This window comes from Priestia sp. 10L35, assembly GCF_056395685.1.
In genome coordinates, this window is the sequence record NZ_JBFTKA010000003.1 from 611,999 (window position 1) to 633,964 (window position 21,966).

The 21,966-nt window shown below is 38.8% G+C and carries 19 protein-coding genes and 1 other RNA gene; 8 read left to right on the forward strand and 12 right to left on the reverse strand.

What is annotated here, in order from left to right:
• Window positions 1-111 precede the first annotated feature (111 nt).
• Window positions 112-729: a LysE family translocator gene (locus AC1DEF_RS14405; RefSeq protein ID WP_013058057.1), complete on the forward strand. Its 618-nt coding sequence runs from the start codon at window positions 112-114 to the stop codon at window positions 727-729.
• A gap of 34 nt (window positions 730-763) precedes the next feature.
• Here the strand turns inward: AC1DEF_RS14405 and AC1DEF_RS14410 are convergent, their stop codons facing one another.
• Window positions 764-1,078: an MGMT family protein gene (locus tag AC1DEF_RS14410; protein WP_013058058.1), complete on the reverse strand. Its 315-nt coding sequence runs from the start codon at window positions 1,076-1,078 to the stop codon at window positions 764-766.
• A gap of 349 nt (window positions 1,079-1,427) precedes the next feature.
• Here AC1DEF_RS14410 and AC1DEF_RS14415 point away from each other — a divergent pair, with 349 nt between their 5' ends.
• On the forward strand, window positions 1,428-1,967 hold the full coding sequence (locus tag AC1DEF_RS14415) for a MerR family transcriptional regulator (RefSeq protein ID WP_029323102.1): 540 nt from the start codon (window positions 1,428-1,430) through the stop codon (window positions 1,965-1,967).
• A 32-nt stretch (window positions 1,968-1,999) separates the two neighbouring features.
• On the opposite strand, the gene AC1DEF_RS14420 is transcribed toward AC1DEF_RS14415, so the two are convergent.
• On the reverse strand, window positions 2,000-2,884 hold the full coding sequence (locus AC1DEF_RS14420) for a LysR family transcriptional regulator (RefSeq protein WP_097822850.1): 885 nt from the start codon (window positions 2,882-2,884) through the stop codon (window positions 2,000-2,002).
• Window positions 2,885-3,136: 252 nt separating this feature from the next.
• Here AC1DEF_RS14420 and AC1DEF_RS14425 point away from each other — a divergent pair, with 252 nt between their 5' ends.
• Window positions 3,137-4,354 carry an MFS transporter gene (locus tag AC1DEF_RS14425; RefSeq protein ID WP_057273610.1) on the forward strand — a complete coding sequence of 406 codons (1,218 nt, stop codon included), beginning with the start codon at window positions 3,137-3,139 and terminating at the stop codon, window positions 4,352-4,354.
• A 125-nt stretch (window positions 4,355-4,479) separates the two neighbouring features.
• Here the strand turns inward: AC1DEF_RS14425 and AC1DEF_RS14430 are convergent, their stop codons facing one another.
• Both AC1DEF_RS14430 and rnpB read right to left on the reverse strand, forming a co-directional pair.
• Window positions 4,480-4,869, reverse strand: coding sequence for a VOC family protein (locus tag AC1DEF_RS14430; protein WP_013058062.1), 390 nt, complete (start codon window positions 4,867-4,869; stop codon window positions 4,480-4,482).
• A 224-nt stretch (window positions 4,870-5,093) separates the two neighbouring features.
• An RNA gene (gene rnpB / locus AC1DEF_RS14435) (RNase P RNA component class B) lies at window positions 5,094-5,482 on the reverse strand.
• Between the two features lie 247 nt (window positions 5,483-5,729).
• Here rnpB and AC1DEF_RS14440 point away from each other — a divergent pair.
• Window positions 5,730-6,548 (forward strand): histidinol-phosphatase, encoded by an 819-nt coding sequence (locus AC1DEF_RS14440; protein ID WP_097822851.1) that lies wholly within the window; start codon window positions 5,730-5,732, stop codon window positions 6,546-6,548.
• Between the two features lie 87 nt (window positions 6,549-6,635).
• Here the strand turns inward: AC1DEF_RS14440 and AC1DEF_RS14445 are convergent, their stop codons facing one another.
• The 3 genes from AC1DEF_RS14445 to AC1DEF_RS14455 all read right to left on the reverse strand — a co-directional run bounded on the left by AC1DEF_RS14445 (window position 6,636) and on the right by AC1DEF_RS14455 (window position 11,083).
• Window positions 6,636-8,129, reverse strand: coding sequence for a glycoside hydrolase family 1 protein (locus AC1DEF_RS14445; RefSeq protein WP_097822852.1), 1,494 nt, complete (start codon window positions 8,127-8,129; stop codon window positions 6,636-6,638).
• Window positions 8,130-8,171: 42 nt separating this feature from the next.
• Complete coding sequence (locus AC1DEF_RS14450) at window positions 8,172-10,112, reverse strand: beta-glucoside-specific PTS transporter subunit IIABC (RefSeq protein ID WP_097822853.1); 1,941 nt, start codon at window positions 10,110-10,112, stop codon at window positions 8,172-8,174.
• 119 nt (window positions 10,113-10,231) lie between these two features.
• Window positions 10,232-11,083, reverse strand: coding sequence for a PRD domain-containing protein (locus AC1DEF_RS14455; RefSeq protein WP_097822854.1), 852 nt, complete (start codon window positions 11,081-11,083; stop codon window positions 10,232-10,234).
• A 309-nt stretch (window positions 11,084-11,392) separates the two neighbouring features.
• On the opposite strand from AC1DEF_RS14455, the gene AC1DEF_RS14460 reads away from it, so the two are divergent.
• Both AC1DEF_RS14460 and AC1DEF_RS14465 read left to right on the forward strand, forming a co-directional pair.
• Window positions 11,393-12,988 carry a histidine kinase N-terminal 7TM domain-containing diguanylate cyclase gene (locus AC1DEF_RS14460; protein ID WP_477727417.1) on the forward strand — a complete coding sequence of 532 codons (1,596 nt, stop codon included), beginning with the start codon at window positions 11,393-11,395 and terminating at the stop codon, window positions 12,986-12,988.
• A gap of 144 nt (window positions 12,989-13,132) precedes the next feature.
• On the forward strand, window positions 13,133-13,894 hold the full coding sequence (locus AC1DEF_RS14465; RefSeq protein ID WP_097822856.1) for an MBL fold metallo-hydrolase: 762 nt from the start codon (window positions 13,133-13,135) through the stop codon (window positions 13,892-13,894).
• Window positions 13,895-14,261: 367 nt separating this feature from the next.
• Here AC1DEF_RS14465 and AC1DEF_RS14470 read toward each other — a convergent pair whose 3' ends face one another.
• The gene (locus AC1DEF_RS14470; protein WP_477727418.1) at window positions 14,262-15,311 is read right to left on the reverse strand and encodes a DUF4003 family protein; all 1,050 of its coding nucleotides are present in this window, start codon (window positions 15,309-15,311) and stop codon (window positions 14,262-14,264) included.
• A gap of 84 nt (window positions 15,312-15,395) precedes the next feature.
• Window positions 15,396-16,181, reverse strand: a complete 786-nt coding sequence (gdh, locus tag AC1DEF_RS14475; protein WP_025750943.1) for a glucose 1-dehydrogenase — start codon at window positions 16,179-16,181, stop codon at window positions 15,396-15,398.
• A gap of 447 nt (window positions 16,182-16,628) precedes the next feature.
• Between gdh and AC1DEF_RS14480 the strand changes: the two genes are divergently transcribed.
• The gene (locus AC1DEF_RS14480) at window positions 16,629-17,255 is read left to right on the forward strand and encodes a nitroreductase family protein (RefSeq protein ID WP_080781659.1); all 627 of its coding nucleotides are present in this window, start codon (window positions 16,629-16,631) and stop codon (window positions 17,253-17,255) included.
• 63 nt (window positions 17,256-17,318) lie between these two features.
• Window positions 17,319-18,623 (forward strand): aldehyde dehydrogenase, encoded by a 1,305-nt coding sequence (locus tag AC1DEF_RS14485; protein ID WP_097822858.1) that lies wholly within the window; start codon window positions 17,319-17,321, stop codon window positions 18,621-18,623.
• Window positions 18,624-18,664: 41 nt separating this feature from the next.
• Here AC1DEF_RS14485 and AC1DEF_RS14490 read toward each other — a convergent pair whose 3' ends face one another.
• The 3 genes from AC1DEF_RS14490 to AC1DEF_RS14500 all read right to left on the reverse strand — a co-directional run bounded on the left by AC1DEF_RS14490 (window position 18,665) and on the right by AC1DEF_RS14500 (window position 21,698).
• Window positions 18,665-20,035: a DUF2254 domain-containing protein gene (locus AC1DEF_RS14490; RefSeq protein WP_097822859.1), complete on the reverse strand. Its 1,371-nt coding sequence runs from the start codon at window positions 20,033-20,035 to the stop codon at window positions 18,665-18,667.
• Between the two features lie 320 nt (window positions 20,036-20,355).
• Window positions 20,356-21,129: a TPM domain-containing protein gene (locus tag AC1DEF_RS14495; protein WP_097822860.1), complete on the reverse strand. Its 774-nt coding sequence runs from the start codon at window positions 21,127-21,129 to the stop codon at window positions 20,356-20,358.
• Complete coding sequence (locus tag AC1DEF_RS14500) at window positions 21,129-21,698, reverse strand: LemA family protein (RefSeq protein ID WP_097822861.1); 570 nt, start codon at window positions 21,696-21,698, stop codon at window positions 21,129-21,131. The genes AC1DEF_RS14495 and AC1DEF_RS14500 overlap by 1 nt, the downstream gene beginning before the upstream one ends.
• Window positions 21,699-21,966 lie beyond the last annotated feature (268 nt).

Genomic DNA, 21,966 nt, shown 5'->3' on the forward strand with positions numbered 1-21,966 from the left:
ATTATATTTAATTTTATTAAATTAGACTTAATAAACCTAGTGAAATATGTTAAATTATATTTAATAAATAAAATGTAGTTGTATTTTATCACAGCAAGGAGGAAGAAAAAAATGAATGACATCTTGACCTTTTTAGTTCTTACATTGTTTGTTATTATGAGTCCCGGTATTGATACGGCTCTTATCACCAAACGAACGATGGCAGATGGACAAACGGGCGGCTATAAAATGGCGTTAGGATTGGCAAGCGGCTCTTTAGTTCATACGCTCGCCGCCGCGTTTGGCTTATCTGCTCTTCTTCTTCAGTCAGCTCTGGCATTTGAAGTGGTAAAATATGCAGGAGCCCTTTACTTAATGTACTTAGGGATCTCTTCTTTATTTTCTAAAAAAAGCGATACAGCTTCTCCTGTAAAAGAAGAGAAGTCAAAAGAAACGTCTGCTTTTCGTCAAGGTCTTGTCTCAAACGTCCTTAATCCAAAAGTGGCGGTGTTTTTCTTAACTTTTTTACCTCAATTTGTCCAAAGTGATCAAAATGTAACGCTTCAACTTCTTCTTATGGGCATAACGTATACGTTTCTTGCTATCACGTGGTTTTTCGTATTCGTCTTTTTTATTAACTACTTACGAAAATGGCTCACAACACCTAGCGTTCAGCGCTTTATGGATAAAGCAACAGGAGTCGTTTTAATTGGTTTTGGATTAAAGCTCGCTTTTGAAAAACATAAATAACAAAAAAAGCTATCTATTTCAGATAGCTTTTTTGTTATTTATACACGTCAGGTTCATAGAGATAGACTTTAAGATCAAGCTTTCCATCCGAAGAAACGAGTATTCCTTCCGCTTCAAGTGAAAGTTTTTGAACAACGTACATTTCTTCGTCTTTAAACCCAATTTCTCCTTTAGAATTAATGACTCTGTGCCAGGGGAGATTATGTTTCTTACTCATCGAATGCAGTACTCGTACAACTTGCCTTGCACCTCGCGGACTACCAGCCAGGCCGGCAATTTGTCCGTATGTCATTACTTTCCCGGATGGTATTTGTTTAATAAGTGCTACTGCTCGTTCTGTAAAACTCATGCTGCCCCTCCTTTTATTCTTTAGTACAACATTACCATAATCATTAAACAGTGAAGTAATCACTCGATTTTTCTTCAGCAACATTATAAGATAATAATAAGAAGTACGCTCATCATTGTTCAACATACTCCAAACAAATGCTTACTGATTATTTCCTATTCTTCAACTAACAAATCTTTGTGCGAGTGGCAGCTTATACCTCATTTATGACACTGTGATTATAAAAACGTTACAGAAACCAACACAGCAAGGTACGTAGAAGCGTTACATGATAAGATAAACAGTAGATACTAGTACAATTTCAAATTGATGCTGACGAATAAGTAATCATTTAAAAAGTGGTGAGAAAATGACAAAATGGCTTAGTGTAAAAGAGTTATCTGAAGAAACGAGTATTCCTACTTCAACGATTAGAAGATATATAGATAAATTCCAATATTTCTTTATACAAAAAGAGGATCATCGACCAAAACAATATGAAGCTGCGGCTGCGACCGTTTTACTGAAAATTAAGCAGCTTTATGATGAGGGCTGTCAAGCAGAAGAAATCAATGAAGCGCTGCAAAAAGAATTCTCTTTAACTACAAGCGAGGATCAAGCTGCCGTGTCTCTAGAAGAAGCCGAAGACAAAGAGAACACAGAGAACACAGCAGAAGCAGCTGACCAGCAGCCGACACCTCCCGAACAGCCGGTACAGCCTTCACCCCAACAAGAGCCTGATACAAAACAAATTCTTCAGGAAAAAGATAAGCAGCTTATTCAATCTTTGCGTAAAAGCTTGCGTGAACAGCAGGCCATTTCAGAATTAGTAGAAGCTTCAAAAGAAAGCAGCGTAGTAGGTAAAAAGAGATCGATTTTAAAAAGGTTATTTAAAAGAAAAAAGGACTAAGTTTGTAAACAAGTCTAGGCTACGAAACACCTTTATTTCTGGTCATTAAATTTATGTAAAACAAAGTTTCTAAACTGCTTAACAGCCGGTGATAGATATCTTCCTTCAATCCATGCTAGTCCAATTACTCGGTGGCAATTGGCTTTAGCTAATGGAATTTTCACTATTTTGCTTTGATCTATTCCGTGTAAATCTGGAAGGATAGAAATTCCTAAGCCGGCTCCTACAAGTCCCGCTACGGTATCAGCTTCCTCTCCTTCAAACATAATGTGAGGCTTTACCCCTGTCTCTTCAAATAACTGCTCAAACGTAAGACGAAGAGAAAAGCCTTCTTTTAAGTGAATAAATGATTCTTCAGCAATTTCTTCTAGTGAGATACTCTCACAGCGAGCGTACCGATGATTTTTTGGCACAATCACAAACAGCTCTTCACTCCAAAGGTGCTGCCACTTGATGATCGATTTCTCTTCCATAGGCGCAATCAAACAAAGATCTAGTTCGCCCAGCTGCAGCTGCTCAAGAAGAACGTGAGAAGGGCTCTGCCTCAGCTGAAAATTCACCTTAGGATACAAACTGCGAAACGAAGCGATTAAATCTGGAATCAAATCTGTGCTGAGCGTATGTAAAAATCCAAGTGACACCTGCCCTTTTTCAGGATCTAGCAGCGCTTGAATTTCCTCCTGTCCTTTATCAAATTCTTTCATTATGTTATCTACACGCTTTAAAAAAACTTTACCATATTGATTTAATATAATGGAACGTCCTTGCCGGTCAAATAGCGGCGCTCCTACTTCCTCTTCAAAACGAGCAATTGAACGACTGAGCGCAGGCTGCGTAATTAACAGCTCTTCTGCGGCGCGCGTCATATGCTGCGTACGTGCAAGCGTTTGAAAATATTTAAACTGCTGCCACTCCACTTTGTACCATCTCCTTATTAACCGTTCTATTCATTACATAGATGTATGAAAAATATGATTATAATGAATTATACATTATAAATAGCTGGTGTTACGATAAAAAATGGAAACATACTCGAGGATGTTTTTAGTTTCTTTTAACGACTGCTGTATACAGCTCCTACAAAATTTTATGATCATCATTTTCTAGCAGAAAGAAGGATTTGTTATGAAACGTATCGTACATCTGAGAAAGCGTAAGCTGGTTGCTCTATGAGTTACATAAAGAAAGGAACGCCCGTTTTTCGCAAAACGAGCTTTGCATTTTTTGCAGCAGGGTTTAATACGTTTGCGATTTTATACTGCGCTCAGCCTTTAATGCTGGCGTTCACAAAAGAATTTCATATTTCTCCGACGACTTCTAGCCTATCGCTTTCCGTTACAACCATAGCTTTGGCTATTAGTATGCTTATTTTCGGTTCGTTATCGGAAGTATGGGGAAGAAAGCCTGTTATGGTCTATTCCATGCTTGCTGCTTCTGTGTTATGCCTATTGACTGCATGTAGTCCTACTTTTCACGTTCTATTGTTTTTTCGAACAATGCTAGGAATTACGCTAGCCGGGCTGCCTTCAGTGGCAATGGCTTATTTAGGAGAAGAAATCGAAGCAAAAAGCCTAGGTTCAGCAATGGGCCTCTACATAAGCGGCAATGCAATTGGCGCCGTTGGCGGAAGAGTGATCTCCGGCACGCTTAGTGAGTATTTCGGCTGGCACGGTGCAATAGCAGGAATTGGTATTATAAGTATAGCAGCGACCGTTATCTTTTGGATTAGCCTGCCTCCTTCACAGCACTTTCAATCTCGTAAATTAGAGGTTGGAAAGCTAGGGAAATCGCTGCTTGATCATCTTAAAGATCCAGGATTAGTTTGTTTATACGGCTTAGGCTTTTTGCTGTTAGGCAGCAACGTCGCCTTATTTAACTATATCGGTTATGTACTAACCGCTACCCCTTATTCCTTAAGCCAAACGATTGTCAGCTGGATCTTTTTAATTCTTATTATCGGAATGTTTAGTTCGATGTGGACCGGCAGGCTGGTAGACCGCTACGGAAAACAAAAAATACTTATGATCAACCTTTCGATTACGCTAGCTGGTGTCGTTTTAACGTTAGATCCTGCTTTACTTGCTAAAGTAGCTGGCTTGGGCTTGTTTACGTTTGGGTTTTTCGGCAGCCATTCGATTGCCAGCAGCTGGGTAGGTCAGCGCGCTTTAACAAATAAAGCTCAGGCTTCTTCACTTTATTTGTTTCTATATTACACGGGTTCAAGCGTAGGCGGAACGCTAGGAGGAGTCTTTTGGTCAATGTTTGGCTGGAAAGGCTTGATTTGTATGATTATTGTTTTTTTACTAATTGCTTTTATCCTTTCTGGTTTTCTTTTAAAAAGCTCAATAAAGACAAGACGCGCTGCCAATGTTAAAGAAAATTATTAAAAAGATACTTGATCTATCATAGTAACTACACATCAAAAAGACCTTTCTATCACCATAAAAGAAAGGTCTTTTTTGAGAACGTAAAACACATATTTTCTTGTATGTACCCCTTAAAGTAACCTTTTTTAGAGTTTAACTCGTTCTACTAACTGCAGCAACTCATCATTAGGTCCGTGAAATAAAATCATACGGCCGCCTTCAAGCGTTGGCTGAGGCTCAGATGATAAAAATTCAATTCCTTTGCTCTTATAATGTTGAATCGCCTTATTTATATCCTCTACCGTAAAGGCAAGGTGGTTAACAATCCCGCTTTTGTTATACTTGCCAATCGGATCAATATCTCGAATGAGCTCAATTTCAATTCCCGGCTGTTCTTCAAGATACAAAAAAGCCATCTCTCTTTTTTCGGTAGAGCCTTTAAGGCGAACTTTAAAGCCAAACATATCCGAGTAGTAGTGAATCGTTTCATCCATATCTCCAACAATAATGGCTGTATGTTCCATTTTCTTAATCATGAATATTCTCCCTTTCCCCATGTTTAGTGAGTACAAGTAAACTATACAGCAATTTAGTTAATATGTATTTACATATACCTTAATTCCTCTTGCTACGATAAGGAAAATTCAAGCACTCCATCAACGCATTTGCGCTATAATTTTAAAAAAGAACAAATAAAAAAACAAACCTCACTGGTTTGTTTGGGTTACGTATTTTATAGTCAGTCTCTGTTTCAACAACGTTCGATAAGCCATGTTTTGTACCTTTGTACTGCAAACGATTTTACTCTCGTACTCAGGCGGTAATCATCTATCTACGATTACACATGTAACCGTCCGTCTCTCCGTTTGATTCCTTAGAGACAGTTCCCCTACCATTGTTTGGGTTTCTCGCTCGTGGGGTTTACCGCGTTCCACCTTTGCTGTTTCCAGCAAAGCTTCGTCACTGTGGCACTTTCAGGGATACTCGACCATATCCGAAGACTTAGGTGGTTTTTCCCGCCGTCAGCTAAGCTATAAGCCAAGCTGCCCTAGCTTATTTTTTCACTAGGCACGAACACTACGGACATCTCAGCACCGTGCGAGCATGGACTTTCCTCTACATCAAATGATGCAGCGATTACCTGAACGTTATTTCAGATCGTGTATGAGTAGTATATGCGTTTTAGCTTGCCGAATCAAATGTAACTTTTGGTATGGATTCCATGTCAATTTTTGCAGCAAATTAAATAAAATAACCTCTTTCTGTACAATCTTTTTAGTAGATGACTCACCAGCAAGCCAAGAAATATTCTCTTCATCCATTTCTACGGGGGATACTTTGTTTCTTTGTAGAATATTTTATACACTACATAAAAAGGTAACAGAGGTGATGAAAAATGAACGCTGATTTAAAATTTGATTTTCATACCCATCACGACCGATGCGGACATGCTCGCGGAACGATTCGAGATTATATAGAGGCATCTATTGATAAAGGCTTTGATATCATTGGGATTTCGGATCATTCTCCTTATTTTGGGAGCGAAGAAGACCAGCCGCATCCTCACATTGCGATGGGAAAAAGCGCATTCTCCGGATATGTAGCTGAGATTTTGAAACTAAAAGAAGACTATAAAGAAAAAATTGAAGTGCTGTTAGGCGTAGAGTCTGATTTCTTTCCCGAGCATGCGGAGATATATCGTAGCTACTATGAAAAATATCCGTTTGACTACATAATCGGCTCTGTCCATCAAGTTGATGAAGTCAGCATCTTTCATAAAACGCGCTGGGAAGGCCTTTCTCAGCAAGAAAAGCAGCGCACGAAAGAAACGTATTATCAATTGATCGAAGAATCTGCCCGGAGCAGAATGTTTCAGATTCTTGGACATATTGATGCCATGAAAGGATTCTATCCTTCTTTTTCTTCTATTCAGACAGCTGTTATTGATCAAACGCTAAAAGTGATTTCAGCACATGACATTGCCATAGAAGTGAATACATCAGGCAAAACCAAAGACTGCGGAGGCTGGTATCCTGCAGATGATATTTTGGAAAGAGCCCTGCACTACGGGGTACGCATTACATTTGGTTCCGATGCCCATGACCCGGAGCGCATTGGCGACGACTTTGAACTAGTAAAAAAGCGCCTTAAAGAAATCGGCTTTAAGGATTGGGTCTTTTTTAGACAGAAAAAAATGCAGGTAGCTTCTTTGTAAAACGGTAAACTTAAATAGACTGTAAATACAAATATGCCTGAAGACACGCAGATGAAGGAACATCGCGTGTTTTCAGGCATGTGTTTTTTACTGAGAAACTTTGACTTTTGTAGTTGAAGATAAATCTTCTCCATTTGTCTGGATCACTTGCTTATACCAGTAAAAAGAATCTTTTTTAGATCGTTCAAGCGTACCATTTCCTTCATCATCTTGATCTACGTAAATAAAGCCGTATCGTTTTGACATTTCGTTTGTTGATACACTGATTAAATCAATAGGTCCCCACGCGGTATAACCCATTAAGTCTACACCATCTTTGACCGCTTCTTTCATCTGTTCAATATGCTGTCTTAAGTAATCTACACGATACGGATCATGAATTGAGCCATCTTCTTCTACTTTGTCATGAGCTCCTAACCCATTTTCAACGATAAACAGCGGTTTGCCGTAGCGGTTATGAAAATCTTGTAACGTATAGCGCAGTCCTTTCGGATCGATTTGCCATCCCCAATCAGACGTTTGAAGATGAGGGTTTTTTACACTTCCTGCAATCATATTTCCTAGGACATTTTCTTCTTCACTTTGAGTTGTGACAGAAAGAGACATATAGTAGCTAAATGAAATAAAGTCAACGGGATATTGTTTGATAATCTCGTCATCCCCTACTTCTTTTACGATTTGAATGTTGTTTTCTTTAAAGTAACGTTCCATTACCTTTGGATATTCTCCGCGAACTTGAACATCTGTAAAAAATAAGTTCAAGTCATTTTTATGCTGAGCTAGTAAAATATCATCCGGATGATTCGTCACAGGATACGTTGTCATACGCGCAAGCATACATCCTACTTTTACATCAGGAATAATCTCGTGAGCTAACTTAGTGGCAAGTGCACTCGCAACAAACTGATGATGCGCCCCTTGATACGCAATTTGCTCCGCTGACTGATTTGGAACATTTTCAACTAAAATACCGCCGCCTGTATAAGGGCTATGCGTAATCACATTGATTTCGTTAAACGTGAGCCAATATTTGACTTTGTTTTTATAGCGTGTAAATACCGTTTCCGCGTAGCGTGTATAAAAGCCAATTAGCTTGCGGCTGTACCAGCCGTTGTATTTACGGGTAAGCTCAAGCGGCGTTTCATAATGCGAAAGGGTCACTAGCGGCTCAATTCCGTACTTTAACATTTCATCAAATAGGTTATCGTAAAATTGCAACCCTGCTTCGTTTGGATTCACGTCATCTCCATTTGGAAAAATTCTCGCCCAGTTGATCGAAATGCGAAGCGTTTTAAACCCCATTTCTGCGAACAGTGCGATATCTTCTTTATAGCGATGATAAAAGTCGATGGCCGTACGCTTTGGAAAACGATCGTTTACTTTGTTGTTAAGCACATCTTCAATATAATCTGCTTTTACATCCATTGAATAACCAGTTCGCTCGTCTTTTGGGACAAATCGAATCATATCTGCAGTAGACAGCCCTTTTCCATCAACGTCATAAGCTCCTTCAATTTGATTAGCAGCTGTTGCTCCTCCCCATAAAAATCCCTTTTTAAATACAGTATCATTTGTTAACATAGTCCCCACGTCCTTTTCTCATATTTTTATTAAAAATAGCATTTATTTGACTACAGAAAGTAGCTGTTCCCCTTCAAAAATTGGACCTGTTTCATTGACAGGCAGCACATCTAAATACTCCGCTGTGTTTGTGATGATAACCATCGTAACAGTTTCAAATCCAGCTTCTGCAATCGCATGTCGGTCAAATTCAATGAGCGGCTGCCCTGCATTTACATAATCTTTTTCTTTTACAAGTGCTTTAAAATGCTCTCCTTTTAAAGAAACGGTATCAATTCCAATATGAATTAAAATTTCGGCTTCGTCCTCTCCTTTAATGCCAATTGCGTGTTGAGAATCAGGCAGCACCATAATCGTTCCAGCGATAGGCGAGACTACGCGGTTTTCACTAGGTTTAATCGCAATTCCTTTGCCCATAATTTCTTGAGCAAATGTTGGATCTGACACTTGATGCAGCGGTACAAGTTCACCGTGCAACGGAGAGAATACGCTTTTTGTTTTACCACTTTTTTTCTCCTCTACTGCTAGAGAAACATTTTGCAGTGGTGCTTCTTCTTTGACAGGATGTTCTTCAAGTTTTATTGTATTTTTTTCTGGTTCTTCTGAAGCAATATCTTTAAACCCAAGAGTAAGGACCAAGACGGCTGGTAAAATAACGGCCCCTGCCAGCAGCGCCACAGCGACAATCAAATTGCCTGCTGCTCCGCTTGGATCTGCAAACGTAGGAATAGCAAAGATTCCGACTAATCCTCCTAATGTAAATGCTTTAAACCCATACCACCCGGCAAAGCCACCGAGCAGTGCACTAGAGGCAATAGCGTAATAAAAAGGCTTTTTCAACTTCATGTTTACTCCGTACATGGCAGGCTCTGTAATTCCGATAACAGCTGAAATAGCTGATGAAAACGCAACTTGTTTTAAATCTTTATTTTTTGTCTTCAACGCTACTCCAAAAGCCGCTCCTCCTTGAGCAAGGTTGCTGATATACATCATCGGCATCAAAACATTGTCAAACCCATACACTTTTAGGTTTTGTATCGCAATTGGACCTATTGCATAGTGCATACCTGTCATAATAATAAGAGGCATAAGCCCTGCCAGTAAAAGCCCTGCCAGCGGACCCGCTGTTTCAAACATCCATGAGAATATACTTGCTAATCCGTCTCCCATATACGTTCCAAGCGGACCGATTAACCATAGCGTAATAGGTGCAGCGATTAGAAGTGCAATCAGTGGTGAAAACATGACCGTAACGGTAGCCGGCATCCATGAACGAACAAATTTGTATATATATTTCAATAAAAGTACACCTAAAATAATCGGTATTACACTAGACGTGTAGTTCACGACTGGAATGGATATAAAATCGATTCCAAATAACGTGAATTCTTTTATTTTCGTAATGCCTCTCGCTGCATCTACAAAGGTCGGATACAGCATGGCAGCTGCTAAAGCAAGGGCTAAGTATTCATTTGTTTTAAACTTGCGAGCTGCTGAAACAGCTAAGAAAAATGGCAGAAAGTAAAAGACTCCGTCCCCAATTGCATTCAGCACTGCGTACGTATCACTTTCTATGCTCAGCCATCCTAGCGTAGCAAATAAAGCGATAAAAGCTTTTAGCATACCCGCACCAATAAGAGCTGGTAAGATAGGAGTGAAAATTCCTGAAATACTATCCATTAGAAGTGAAACAACGCCTTGTTTTTGGCTGCTTTTCTCCTCGGTAGCTCTTCCACTGCCCAGCAATGGTTCAACTTCTTCAAAAACTTCAGCAACTCTGTTTCCAATAATGACTTGAAACTGATCCCCGGAAAATTGAGCACCCATCACTCCTTTTATTTGCTTAATTTCCTCCACCTGCACCTTATTCTTGTTATGAAGATTAAAGCGAAGTCTTGTCACGCAGTGCCAAGACTGGTTAACATTCTGTGCTCCACCGATTTTATCTACTACTTGTTTAGCCGTTTCTTTATATGAAGTCATTTATATCCCTCCTTTTTTCAATAAAAAAACCCAAACAGATCACCGCATGTTTGTAACATGCAAATGTCTGCTTGGGTAATGCCTGATCGAGTCAGTAACAATCCTCCAATGAAGAATGTTTATTCAGTTTCTACAAGATTCGTTACACGCCAAATGTGTAGCGTTAAGTAAAGCTTTTCGTCTGAAGTTAAAGGCCAGCCATGCTGTTTATGAAGCAAATTAGCCACTTTTTCAACAGCTTTATATGCTTTTTCATACTTTGTTTTTACAACATCAAGCAGCGTAGCATCAACTTCAGGAGAAACATGTGGGTTCTGATCCAGCTGACGCAAAACAAAAAATCGTAGATGTGTGACAAAACGAGAATAGTTCATGGATTCTTCATCAAGTTTTAGCTGAAAATGATATTGAACAACATCAATAATTCGATTAATCACTTCAGTCATCTTCATCGTTTCTTCCACTTTTGCTTGTACATTCTGTGCGTTTACAAAATGATAGGTGAGAAACGTTTCTTCACTTTTAGGAAGCAGCACATCAAGCCGGTCATACACTAGTCGAATCGCGTTAACCGCAGCATTATACTCTTTCGGATAAAGCTTCTTGACTTCCCAGCGGCTTGGCTGCGCGTATTCAAGGCCATTATGGCTTCGCTCAATCGCAAAATTCAAGTGATCCGCAAGAGTCAAGTGAATATTGGTGCGAAAAGGCTCACCTATTTCTTTTTCTGCTTGCTTGATTAACTCTACAGAAACCTCGAGAATTTCTGGTTTGATGCTCTCTAGAATTTGAGCCAGCGGTCGACGAATATTGGACGACTCCGCCACAAACTTTCGTCGAATGACAGCCTTATCAACTGGATCACCTTTTTTCTTTTGGAAACCGACGCCTGTTCCCATGATGACCCATTCTACATTAGAGGAGTCTTTGACCAATGCTACGTTATTATTAAATACTTTAACAAATTTCATAGATGCTTCCCCCACATCAGAACAAACGTAAAAATCCCATCTTAAAAACACATGAACACATCACGTATTTTTAACACAGGTAATGCCTGATCGAATCAGTAACAATCCAGTTTTAAGTTATTACTGAAATTATATTCTACTATGAAAGCGATGTCAATATATAAAATACTGAATCTTTAATAATTTACTAGTGAAAGAGAAACAATTCTTATAGACTATCCATCTACTTCCTTCGCTGCTACTAAATCCCTAATAAAACATCCACATTTTATTTCAACTGTGCTACATTTAACTAAAAATGCTTTCTTAATGAGGGATACAATTGTGAATTTAGATTTAACCGCTTATATAACGCTTATCTGTACGTCTGGTGTTCTTAATTTATACTTGTGTTTTTACGTATTTATTAAGCGTCACCACTACAGCAATATTGCGCATTTATTTATTCTTCATACAGGTTTCACCGCTATTTATTGTATAGGTGCGGCCTTTAGCTTACTATCCGTTAACCTTGAGGAAATGAAATTTTGGACCGTTATTCAATACGTGGGCATGCCTTTTTCACCTCCTGCAGGACTGCTGTTTGTTATGCAGTATGTCGGCATAAAGGTAAGGAAAAAACATATTTTTGCGCTTTTTATCATTCCTTTTATTAGTTTGATCATGGTCGCAACAAATGACTGGCATCACCTTCATTACCGAGTGTTTGAAATTGACCCAGTTTTAGGTGCTCCTTACATTCATCAAGAAATTGGACCATGGTACACGATTCACGGCATGTTCATCTTTTCGTCTATGTTCGTTGCTTTGTTGCTTGCCGTTTACCGCTGGAAAGAAACAGCCAAAGCTTACCGCCTGCAGTTAATTGCATTAATGGTCGGGCAATTAGTCCCTATTGTCACAGCTTTTGTCTATTTAATGGGCTTTACGCCGCAGGGAATTGATCCAGTTCCGATGGTTTTATGGGTTTCTTCTTTTTTATATTTATGGTCCATTAACTCATCGCGTATGTTTACAGTCATGCCCGTTGCGAAAGATGCGATATTTAACAGCATCAATGACGGTGTTATCGTGCTTGATGAAGCTTACAGATTAATTGAATTTAACTTAGCGTCGAAGAACATGTTTCCGCAGCTGAAAAAAGCGATGTTTGGAAAACGGTTTGCTGATATTTGGTTCACTCTATCGGGCAGTTCATTTCCTTTTACATTCGAAAATAAAAACAGCAGTCAAGAGCTGCAGCTTTTTTCTGGGGATCAATCTCAGTATACGTATCAAGTTCGCACCTCTCCTTTGCAGTATGCTAACAACAGTCACGGCTTGCTGCTTATTTTTACAGATATCACAGAGCTAAAAAGACTTCAGCTAAAGCTTGAAAATCAAGCTTATTACGATGAGCTGACGCAAATTTATAATCGCAGAGCATTTTTTCAACACAGCAAGCAAGCATTCGATGAAGCAAAAAAGTCTGCATCTTCTTTTACGCTTCTTTTACTTGATATTGATTATTTTAAAAAAGTGAACGATACGTATGGTCATTATACCGGCGATCAGGTGCTTGTACATGTCGTAAAAGCCTGTCAGTCCGTATTACCGCAAGGAGCCCTTTTTGCTCGGTACGGCGGTGAAGAATTTGTACTCGCGCTAAAGGGCTATACTATATCCGAAGGCGAAACGCTTGCCAACCAAATTCGCCGTCACGTCGAGACTCAGCCCTTACTGATTAATAAAAAAACCATTTCTGTTACGCTGAGTCTTGGAGTAGCACAAGCGAAAAAACAAGAAAATGAAACGTTAGATGAGCTGTTGAATAAAGCAGATATCGCCCTGTACGCTGCCAAACAACATGGCCGCAACCAAGTACGTATATATAAAGAGATAAAAGAAACCCTAAAAAGAACCTAAACAGCACTGTTTCGGTTCTTTTTGCTTTTGATTACTATTCTTTCATTTATCAAGTGAAAGTGGTAAAAGACTTGATTTTATCTATGTATTTGCAACTAGAGCATCCTATAAACTATATGTAGATCAAAAAAAGGAGAGATACAGATGAAGATTACACATATTCGTAACGCTACTCTAATTGTTGAATACGGAGGAAAAACGTTTTTAATTGATCCTATGTTAGCAGAAAAAGGTACGTACCCTCCTTTTCCAAATTCGATCAGACAAGATCAAAACAACCCTTTAGTGAACTTACCGATATCCGTTGAAGAAATTATTGCTGATGTAGATGCGGTTATTGTCACTCACCTCCATTTAGACCATTTTGACGATGCCGCTAAACAGGCGTTGCCAAACAATATCAAAATGTTCGTTCAAAATGAAGAAGATGCCGCAGCAGTAAAAGAAGCTGGTTTTAAAAATGTAGAAGTACTTACGCAAAACACGGTTTTTGAAGGCGTTGAATTAATCAAAACAAAAGGCGAGCACGGAAGAGGAGAAATTTTAAAGCGTACTGGTTTAGTATGCGGTGTTGTTTTTAAATATAAGAATGAAAAAACGCTTTATATAGCTGGAGATACGGTATGGTATTCCGCTGTTGGAGAAGAAATCAACACATATCAACCGGATGTCATTGTCGTAAACGGCGGAGATAATCAATTTTTAGAAGGCGGTTCTCTTGTGATGGGGAAAGAAGATATTTACGAAGTTTTTAAAGCGGCCCCTCGTGCTACGATTATTTCTGTCCATATGGAAGCTGTAAATCACTGGACGCTATCAAGAGAAGAATTAAAAGGCTTTATCAAAGAAAAAGACATGACATCTCACGTCTTTGTTCCAGATGATGGCGAGGTTTATACTTTTTAAGAGAAAAGCTGAGATAAAAGTATTCTAGTTGAATGTAAATCCGAACGAGGAATCAAGATTCTTGATGGAGAATCAACTTCGTTCGGATTTTTTCATCGGTATGGTGAACGTAGGTTTCATGTATATGGGTACTTCTAGCGGTTGATTGGAGGGCAAGGCGAAGACTCCTGCGGGAAAAGCGGAACAGGTGAGACCCCGCAGGAGCGTAAGTGACAAGGAGGCTCAGCGGCCGCCGGCGGAAAGCGAAGTCTTGCACGGAAATCAACCGCGGTATTATAAGCGGTTCAGCTCATTTATTCCATTGGTTCATCTTTAGGTTAGATTCATGTAGTTATGTCCCAGCCTCTTTTAATAGTCGTTTCATTTATCAAGTAGTAGTCGTAGTAGCAACCGCTGAAGTGCTCGCAATAACCGCTAGCATAGCGGCTTGCTGGGCTTGAATAATCGTTTCAATCGTTGTATAGATACCTGTTTCGACCAGTCTAGAATCCTTTAGCTTTTCACTGATAACCAGATTAACCGCCAGCATAACATTGATGTCTTTCTGCCACTTGAAAAGTTTGTCTGTATTTAACTGTTTCACCACGTCATAAATAATTTCAATTTCAGCTTCCGGTTTTTCAAACAGTGCTAATAAGCCAAGAACCGGGTAATGCATTGCTTTTACTTTCATACCTGCCGATTCAGAGATTTCTTTTACTGCTAGGCATCTTTCAATAAGTGTATCCCCATGTAAGTTTTTATCGATTGCGAGAATATGACTTAAAAATTGAAGGTCATTCCCTCTTTTAAATCCATGCTGCCCCAATGTGGTATAGAAGTGTTCAATTTCATGCATCAAATCATCAACAGACTCGCTCGTTTCAGCTAATAAAACGGCAAGAGGTACATCACCATTTGATGTAAGGAAGAGATGCTTTTTTTTCATGCCTTGATAAATTTCTACTGACCTTCGAACCATTTCTTTATGGCTTCGACTTGACTCATTCGACAGCATAGCGGAAGCCGCGATATACGTAAATGCGCCTCTAGTAAACCCGCCATGTACCAATTGATCATATACATCCAGAAATTCATAAAACGTTTCTTTTGGATTCTCATAGCGGGTATCCAGCATGGCTGCAATCGTAAATCGCTGCGATGATTTTAATGTAGAAAACATTCCTACTTGATTTTTAATATAGTCACTTAACTCAATATAAGGCTGAAGCTGAAGCGATTTGCCTTTCACTGCATACATAGAAGCGATAGCCATAAACTGCTTCGGATCTGCCACTTTCCATTTGAGTTCATTTTTTAAGCTGATATAAAAACCTCTATACTGATCTACTTTTTGTTGAATCGTTTCCTGTAGCATATCAACACGTCCTTTATTCGTCGTTAGCTTATATACGTAATACTTCAATAAAAGTTTCAATATTTGGTAAATACGCCGTACATTTATGACAATACGAAAAAGACCCCGGAATATTCCGAGGTCTTTTTCATTCAGTTCTACCTATTAACCTCTTCCCGCTTGGAAAGAAGGATATTTTGTCATACCGCCATCAGCAAATAGTGTAATACCTGTTACGTAGCTTGCTTGTGACGATGCTAAGAATGCTGCAACTGATGCAATTTCTTCCGGATTGCCGATGTAGCCCATTGGAATCATGCTTTCTACGTCTGCACGCTGTTCCGGATCTGCGAATTTTTCAGCGTTGATTGGCGTATCGATCGCGCCTGGTCCAATGTTATTTACGCGGATACCTTTTGGCGCATATTCAAGAGCCAATGTTTCCGTCATTAGCTTCATACCGCCTTTACTTGCTGCATAGTGAACAAATAGTGGCCAAGGAATCATTTCGTGAACGCTGGACATGTTAATAACGTTTCCTTTAATGTCATTTTCAACAAAATATTTAATCGCTTCGCGGCTTCCTAAAAACGCGCCTGTTAAGTTTGTATCGATTACTTGATTCCAGTTTTCTAATGATAATTCATGTGAAGGAACCGGGTTTTCAACACCAGCATTATTAACCATAACGTCTAATGTGCCAAACTCTTTAACAGCTGTCTCTACAAGGTTCACAACATCTTCTTCTTTTGTTACGTCGCCTCGAACAATAATTGCTTGACCGCCAGCTTGTTCAATTTCTTTTTTCACTTCTAGCGCTTCATCTTCATTGCTGCGGTAGTTTACAACCACTTTTGACTGCTCTTGACCAAAACGAACGGCCATTGCGCGCCCCAATCCTTTTGATCCGCCTGTTACAACTACTACTTTATCTTTTAAATCTGTATACATCTTGAAGTCCTCCTACTTTTCCTGCGTGATATGTCTTGTTATACTGTACTAATTACAAATACAGTTTAGGTTTTAAAAAGAGAATAAACATTTCTCTATCTCTTCTTTCTCAAACTGTCATTCATTTAAAAAGTAACAAATTCACTTTTGTCTCTTTTCGTTACTTATCGTAACTAAGAGAAATAAAGTAGTCAAACTTTTTGTTTGATCACTTTTATAATTTATTTTTATCTCTCACTTTCTTCATATTTGTTCCCAGTAGAATATAACTTCACACTTCCAACTAACCCCACTTCAAAAGTTTAAACTTTTTCCCTTGCAATTCTTAAATCAATGTATTATATTGTTGATGTATCAATTATTGATATGTCAAACAATTGTCCACAATCAAAAATATGGGAATGACAATAAATAAGTTTAACGCCTAAAAAGAAAGGAATAATGACTATGACTATAAAAGATTTTAACGAAATTGCTTTAAAACGCCGTTCAATTAAAAAATATGATCCTTCAGTAAAAATCAGCCGTGAGGAAATGGAAGAAATTCTTACAGAAGCTATGCGTGCTCCTTCTTCTGTTAATATGCAGCCGTGGCGCTTTGTTGTAATTGAAACGCCGGAAGGCAAAGAAAAATTAGCTAAACTTGCGAAATTTAACAGTGAACAAGTTCATACATCTTCAGCTGTTATTGCCGTGTTTGGTGACATGAACAACGTCGAATATGCAGACGAAATTTTCGGAAAAGCAGTAGAGCTTGGCTATATGCCTCAGGACATTAAAGAACAGCAGCTAAATTTCTTTAAGCCGATTTACGAAAACATGCCAAAAGCAGATATGAAAGACATCGTGCTAATTGATTCAGGTCTTGTATCTATGCAGCTTATGCTTGTTGCTCGCGCTCACGGATATGATACAAATCCAATCGGCGGATACGAAAAACACTTAATCGCAGAAGAATTCGGTTTAGATAAAGAACGTTATCTTCCAATTATGCTTATCTCAATCGGTAAAGCAGCGAGCGAAGGCCATGCTTCTTACCGTTTACCGGTCAATACGGTTACAACTTGGAAATAAGCAGCAGCTATTTCTGTTCATTGAATAAAGAGTTAAAAATGTGAAGTAAAAGGAGATTTTCTGATGAATAACTATCAAGAACTTACAGAAAAACAGCTTTCATTCTTTAATAGCGGTAAAACAAAAGACGTTGGGTTCCGTATCGAAACGCTAAAGAAATTAAGAGAACTTGTTGTACGTCATGAAGACGACATTTTAAAAGCAGTAAAAGCTGACCTTAACAAACCAGAATTTGAAGCAAAACGTGCAGAAGTTGGTCTTGTGCTAAGCGAAATCGACTTTGCAGTTGAAAATCTTGCAGAATGGGCAGCGCCAAAAGAAGTAGAAACACCATCTACTCACGCCGGAGCAAAAAGCTATATTTATCAAGATCCGTACGGTTTAGCTCTAGTGATTGCACCTTGGAACTATCCGTTCCAACTTGCTGTATCACCAGTAGTAGGCGCGATTGCTGCAGGTAACTGCGTGGTGTTAAAGCCTTCTGAATTAACACCTCATACGTCAAGCCTTCTTGCTAAGATGTTTAATGAAAACTTCCCTGAAGAATACTTGACGGTAGTCGAAGGTGAAGTGGAAACAAGCACGGCTTTACTAAAAGAAAACTTTGATTACATCTTCTTTACAGGAAGTACAATGGTCGGCAAAATTGTGGCAGAAGCGGCTGCTAAACATTTAACACCTGTTACGCTAGAGCTAGGCGGAAAAAGTCCTACAATTGTACACGAAGATGCAAATATTGAAGAAGCAGCAAAACGCATTGCGCGCGGTAAATTTGCAAATGCTGGCCAAACTTGCGTAGCGCCAGACTACATTCTTGTTCAGCGAAATGTAAAAGACGAGCTGCTAGCTAACCTAAAACAAGTCGTAACAAACACGTACGGCGAAGATGTTTCACAAAACCTAGACTTCCCTCACGTAGTGAGCGAAAAGCATTTTGATCGCCTTAGCAGCTTCTTAACAAACGGAGATATTGTTTTTGGAGGCAAAACGGATCGTTCTCGTCTGTTTATTGAGCCAACTGTTCTTGACAACATCTCATTGGAAGACAATGTGATGCAAGATGAAATCTTTGGGCCAATTCTTCCAGTCATCGTATACGATGAAATCTCAGAAGTAATTGAAGCAATCGTAAAACGTCCAAAACCATTAGCACTTTATCTTTTCTCTGAAGATGAAGCAGTCCAAGATCACATCTTAAATAGCGTGTCATTCGGCGGCGGTTCTATCAATGATACGATTAATCATATGACGTCTCACTATCTTCCATTTGGCGGCGTTGGTGACAGCGGAATGGGTGCGTATCACGGAAAAGCAAGCTTTGATACATTTTCACACGCTAAAAGCATCTTAAAACGTTCAAATAAATAATTAAAAAGAAAAGCCGAAGTCACGCGTTGACTTCGGCTTTTTTACTTCTTCATTTGTTTAGTTATCTGTTCATATTGCTCTTCCTTTTCTGTAGAAATAGCTAAATCATAAAGAATATGCAAAAAATATTTTTTATCTTGAACAAATAAATATTCTTCTTCAAAGCCTTGAGACGTGTAGACGGCAAACTCCCAAATGTCGTCGTAATAAGCTGGCCCAATGGCCTCGGCGAGATTTCCAAGCGTTTTAAGCAGCTCCATTGTAATGATAATATTACGTCTAGCATAGTGCCGGATATTAGCAAATCCATCATACAAAAAGTCTTCAAATTTTTTATCAGGAATGACCATTCGTACAACGCCGCTGTCATCAACTAAATACGAAGAAAACTGACTAACATCACAAATTTTCCGAAGAATATCGCTAATTTGGTGAATGGAGTTAATCGCCGTTTTGAAGTCATCACTTCCTAATGATTTAATCGCCATCTCGACAAACTTGGTAATAATATGAGTTGTGTCTTGAATATCGGTTTGAGATTTTCCTATATGAACATATCGATGAAAAATAGTTTGATCGATTTCATCCTGCTCTGTAAAATCTCGGTTCCAATAATAAAACAATATCGTTCCGTCGAGTACGTAGTCCCCTACTTCCCTCTCCATTTTGATCACTAAGTTATGCTCTTTGGCATAGTGAATTAATCGGCTGTAATTAACGGTCTGAATATAGCCGGATGTTTGAATATATACTGGATTTTTATCTCCTTCAGGAAAGGAAAATGGTTCGTTATGAGCAGATTGCGTTCGATGAACCTCTAGCTCTTCACGTATCGTCGTTTCAATAGCTTTTATAGATTCCGTCTTCATCGATTGAGTCATATGATTAACTTGCAGCCATTTAACGGAATGATTAATAAAGTAGACAAACGTGCCTGCACTAAAAATTGATAGCGCCGTGGTCGCAAATGGGATAGCAAAGTAGCCATCTACTTGTGAACTGTTTAAAAAGAGAAAGACAAAAAGTGTATATAAGAAACTCCCCATAAAAATCCCGAGAATTCGCTGAGTCGATTTCGAAGAAGCAAAGTTTTTTAACACGCGAGGAGAAAACTGAGCTGCAAATGATGTAAACACAACAAGCATTAAATTAAAGGTAAAGGTCGTAATCGATAAAATTCCGGGCATAATCGTACTCACTAACGTATTGGTTAAATCCATGTTGATTGAAAAAAATGAAGGAACCTTCTCTCCTACTTTGCAATAATAGTCCAGAAACAGCGTCAATGCAGCTAAAAGGACAGAAAAAAGAGCATAAATTAAGGGACTAAACCATATTTGGCTATTTAGCTCATCTTTAAAAGCACGAGGAGAGAGCTGCTTCCTTGCCGCTATCCATCTAAATGTATTCATACAAAACTCTCCTTTTTATTTGTAAATCTCTAACTTTTTTCTTAGTTCCCTAATTTTTTTTGGTTATGCTTATACAATGGAAAAAAATCTATTTTTTAAAATATAGGTACACAAAGCAAAAATGAAATTGACACATACCTCATTAATTTAATCTAAAGATGCACAAATAGGATACATGAGTTGAATGAATATATAAAAGCTATGTTCACCATACAAATAAAAAATCCGAACGAGATGGATTCTCAACTAAGAATCCATCTCGTTCGGATCTTCCTTCAACTAACCTACTTTTATCCCAGCCTCTTTTTACTCTTATCGTTTTACCAGCCTCGGCTCGCTCCACCGCCTCCAGAGCTGCCGCCTCCCCCTCCGCGAGGACCGCTGCCGCCGTTGCCACCGCCACCGCCTCTTCCTCCAAACATCACAAGGAAGTTTAGCAGAAATTGTGTAATCGCTCCTTTAAAAAAGACGAAGTCGAGAATAAGAAAGCCCACAATAACAGCTGCAATCAGCAGCGTTTGAAGGGTTGAGAAATGAACACCGCTATCGGAAGACGGAGATGCTTTTGGCACTTTTTGTTCAAAGTCTGTTCCTAAATCATACTCTTTCACGACTTGGTTATAAACAGCTTTGTATGTGCTTTCTAGCGCCGTATCGTATTTGCCATTTTTTAAGTTAGGAATAGCATAAGAATCTAAAATTTCTCCCGATTTGATATCGGTGATAGCTCCTTCTAACCCGTATCCTACTTCGATTCGAATTTTTCGTTCTTTTTTAGCGAGTAAAATAAGAACGCCATTGTTCAGCTTTTTATCACCGAGTTTGTACTTTCGAAAAGCTTCATTCGCGTACTCTTCTATATCCGCATCACCTAATGAATTCACGGTAAGAATCGCTACTTGAGCTTTCGTTTCATCATCCAATTTTCTGCCCATTTGATTTATTTCAGCTTTTTCCTGATCGTTTAATAGATGGGCAAAATCTTGAACGTAAATATCGCCTACCCCATTTGGAATATCAGGTGCAGCAAAAGCAACGCTTACCGTATTACATAAAAGAGACAATAATAAAGCAAACGAAGCAAGAAATTTCATCACTTATCGCTCCCAAAATCAACTTTCGGCGCTTCTTTTTCTTCATTTGTTACTTCAAAATATGGCTTTTTTTCAAAGCCGAACGTACCCGCTAACATGCTTTTAGGAAATCTCTTAACTGATTTATTGTATTTTGCAACTTCATCGTTATAGTCTTTACGCGCTACAGCGAGTCGATTTTCCGTTCCTTCTAAACTGTCCATTAAGCTTCTGAAGTTTTCATTCGCTTTTAAATCCGGATATTTTTCAACCACTACGAGCAGGCGGTTTAATGCGCCGCTTAACTGTTGATTAGCATCAGCTTTGTCTTCAGGAGTTTTAGCTCCCGCTAGCTGTGCTCTTGCCTGAGTGACTGAATCAATTGCTTCCTGCTCATGCTTAGCATAGCCTTTGACCGTTTCCACTAAGTTCGGAATTAAATCAGATCTTCTTTTTAGTTGATTATCTATTTGGGAAAATTTATTATCTACATCTTCCTGTGCGCTAACGAGACTATTGTAAGAGCTCACTCCGTAAATTACAACAAGCACTAACACAATGATCGTAGCGATCAAACCTTTGTTTTTCAATGTACTACCTCTTTTCCTCATCAAAATAATTACTCTATTTACTAATACGAGCCATGGGCAAAAAAGATTCACTATTTACCAATTTTTATTAGGTTCACATAGATGACGCATCCCTACACTGTTCTTATAGCGCCTCCTTTTATAGTCTCGCCTCTTTCTTGCACATGTCATACCTTACCATTTTATTGCTGTTAAGATAAAGGAATTAGTTTTATATGTATGAGAATGGAAAAGATCAGAAGCTTGTCCAGTATGCGCGTAAGAAAAA

Bases quoted from the DNA above. Each gene is read 5' to 3' on its own strand.
- AC1DEF_RS14405 (WP_013058057.1), top strand. From the start codon at position 112: ATGAATGACATCTTGACCTTTTTAGTTCTTACATTGTTTGTTATTATG.
- AC1DEF_RS14410 (WP_013058058.1), bottom strand. From the start codon at position 1,078: ATGAGTTTTACAGAACGAGCAGTAGCACTTATTAAACAAATACCATCC.
- AC1DEF_RS14415 (WP_029323102.1), top strand. From the start codon at position 1,428: ATGACAAAATGGCTTAGTGTAAAAGAGTTATCTGAAGAAACGAGTATT.
- AC1DEF_RS14425 (WP_057273610.1), top strand. From the start codon at position 3,137: ATGAGTTACATAAAGAAAGGAACGCCCGTTTTTCGCAAAACGAGCTTT.
- AC1DEF_RS14430 (WP_013058062.1), bottom strand. From the start codon at position 4,869: ATGATTAAGAAAATGGAACATACAGCCATTATTGTTGGAGATATGGAT.
- AC1DEF_RS14440 (WP_097822851.1), top strand. From the start codon at position 5,730: ATGAACGCTGATTTAAAATTTGATTTTCATACCCATCACGACCGATGC.
- AC1DEF_RS14445 (WP_097822852.1), bottom strand. From the start codon at position 8,129: ATGTTAACAAATGATACTGTATTTAAAAAGGGATTTTTATGGGGAGGA.
- AC1DEF_RS14450 (WP_097822853.1), bottom strand. From the start codon at position 10,112: ATGACTTCATATAAAGAAACGGCTAAACAAGTAGTAGATAAAATCGGT.
- AC1DEF_RS14455 (WP_097822854.1), bottom strand. From the start codon at position 11,083: ATGAAATTTGTTAAAGTATTTAATAATAACGTAGCATTGGTCAAAGAC.
- AC1DEF_RS14460 (WP_477727417.1), top strand. From the start codon at position 11,393: ATGAGGGATACAATTGTGAATTTAGATTTAACCGCTTATATAACGCTT.
- AC1DEF_RS14465 (WP_097822856.1), top strand. From the start codon at position 13,133: ATGAAGATTACACATATTCGTAACGCTACTCTAATTGTTGAATACGGA.
- gdh (WP_025750943.1), bottom strand. From the start codon at position 16,181: ATGTATACAGATTTAAAAGATAAAGTAGTAGTTGTAACAGGCGGATCA.
- AC1DEF_RS14480 (WP_080781659.1), top strand. From the start codon at position 16,629: ATGACTATAAAAGATTTTAACGAAATTGCTTTAAAACGCCGTTCAATT.
- AC1DEF_RS14485 (WP_097822858.1), top strand. From the start codon at position 17,319: ATGAATAACTATCAAGAACTTACAGAAAAACAGCTTTCATTCTTTAAT.
- AC1DEF_RS14490 (WP_097822859.1), bottom strand. From the start codon at position 20,035: ATGAATACATTTAGATGGATAGCGGCAAGGAAGCAGCTCTCTCCTCGT.
- AC1DEF_RS14495 (WP_097822860.1), bottom strand. From the start codon at position 21,129: ATGAAATTTCTTGCTTCGTTTGCTTTATTATTGTCTCTTTTATGTAAT.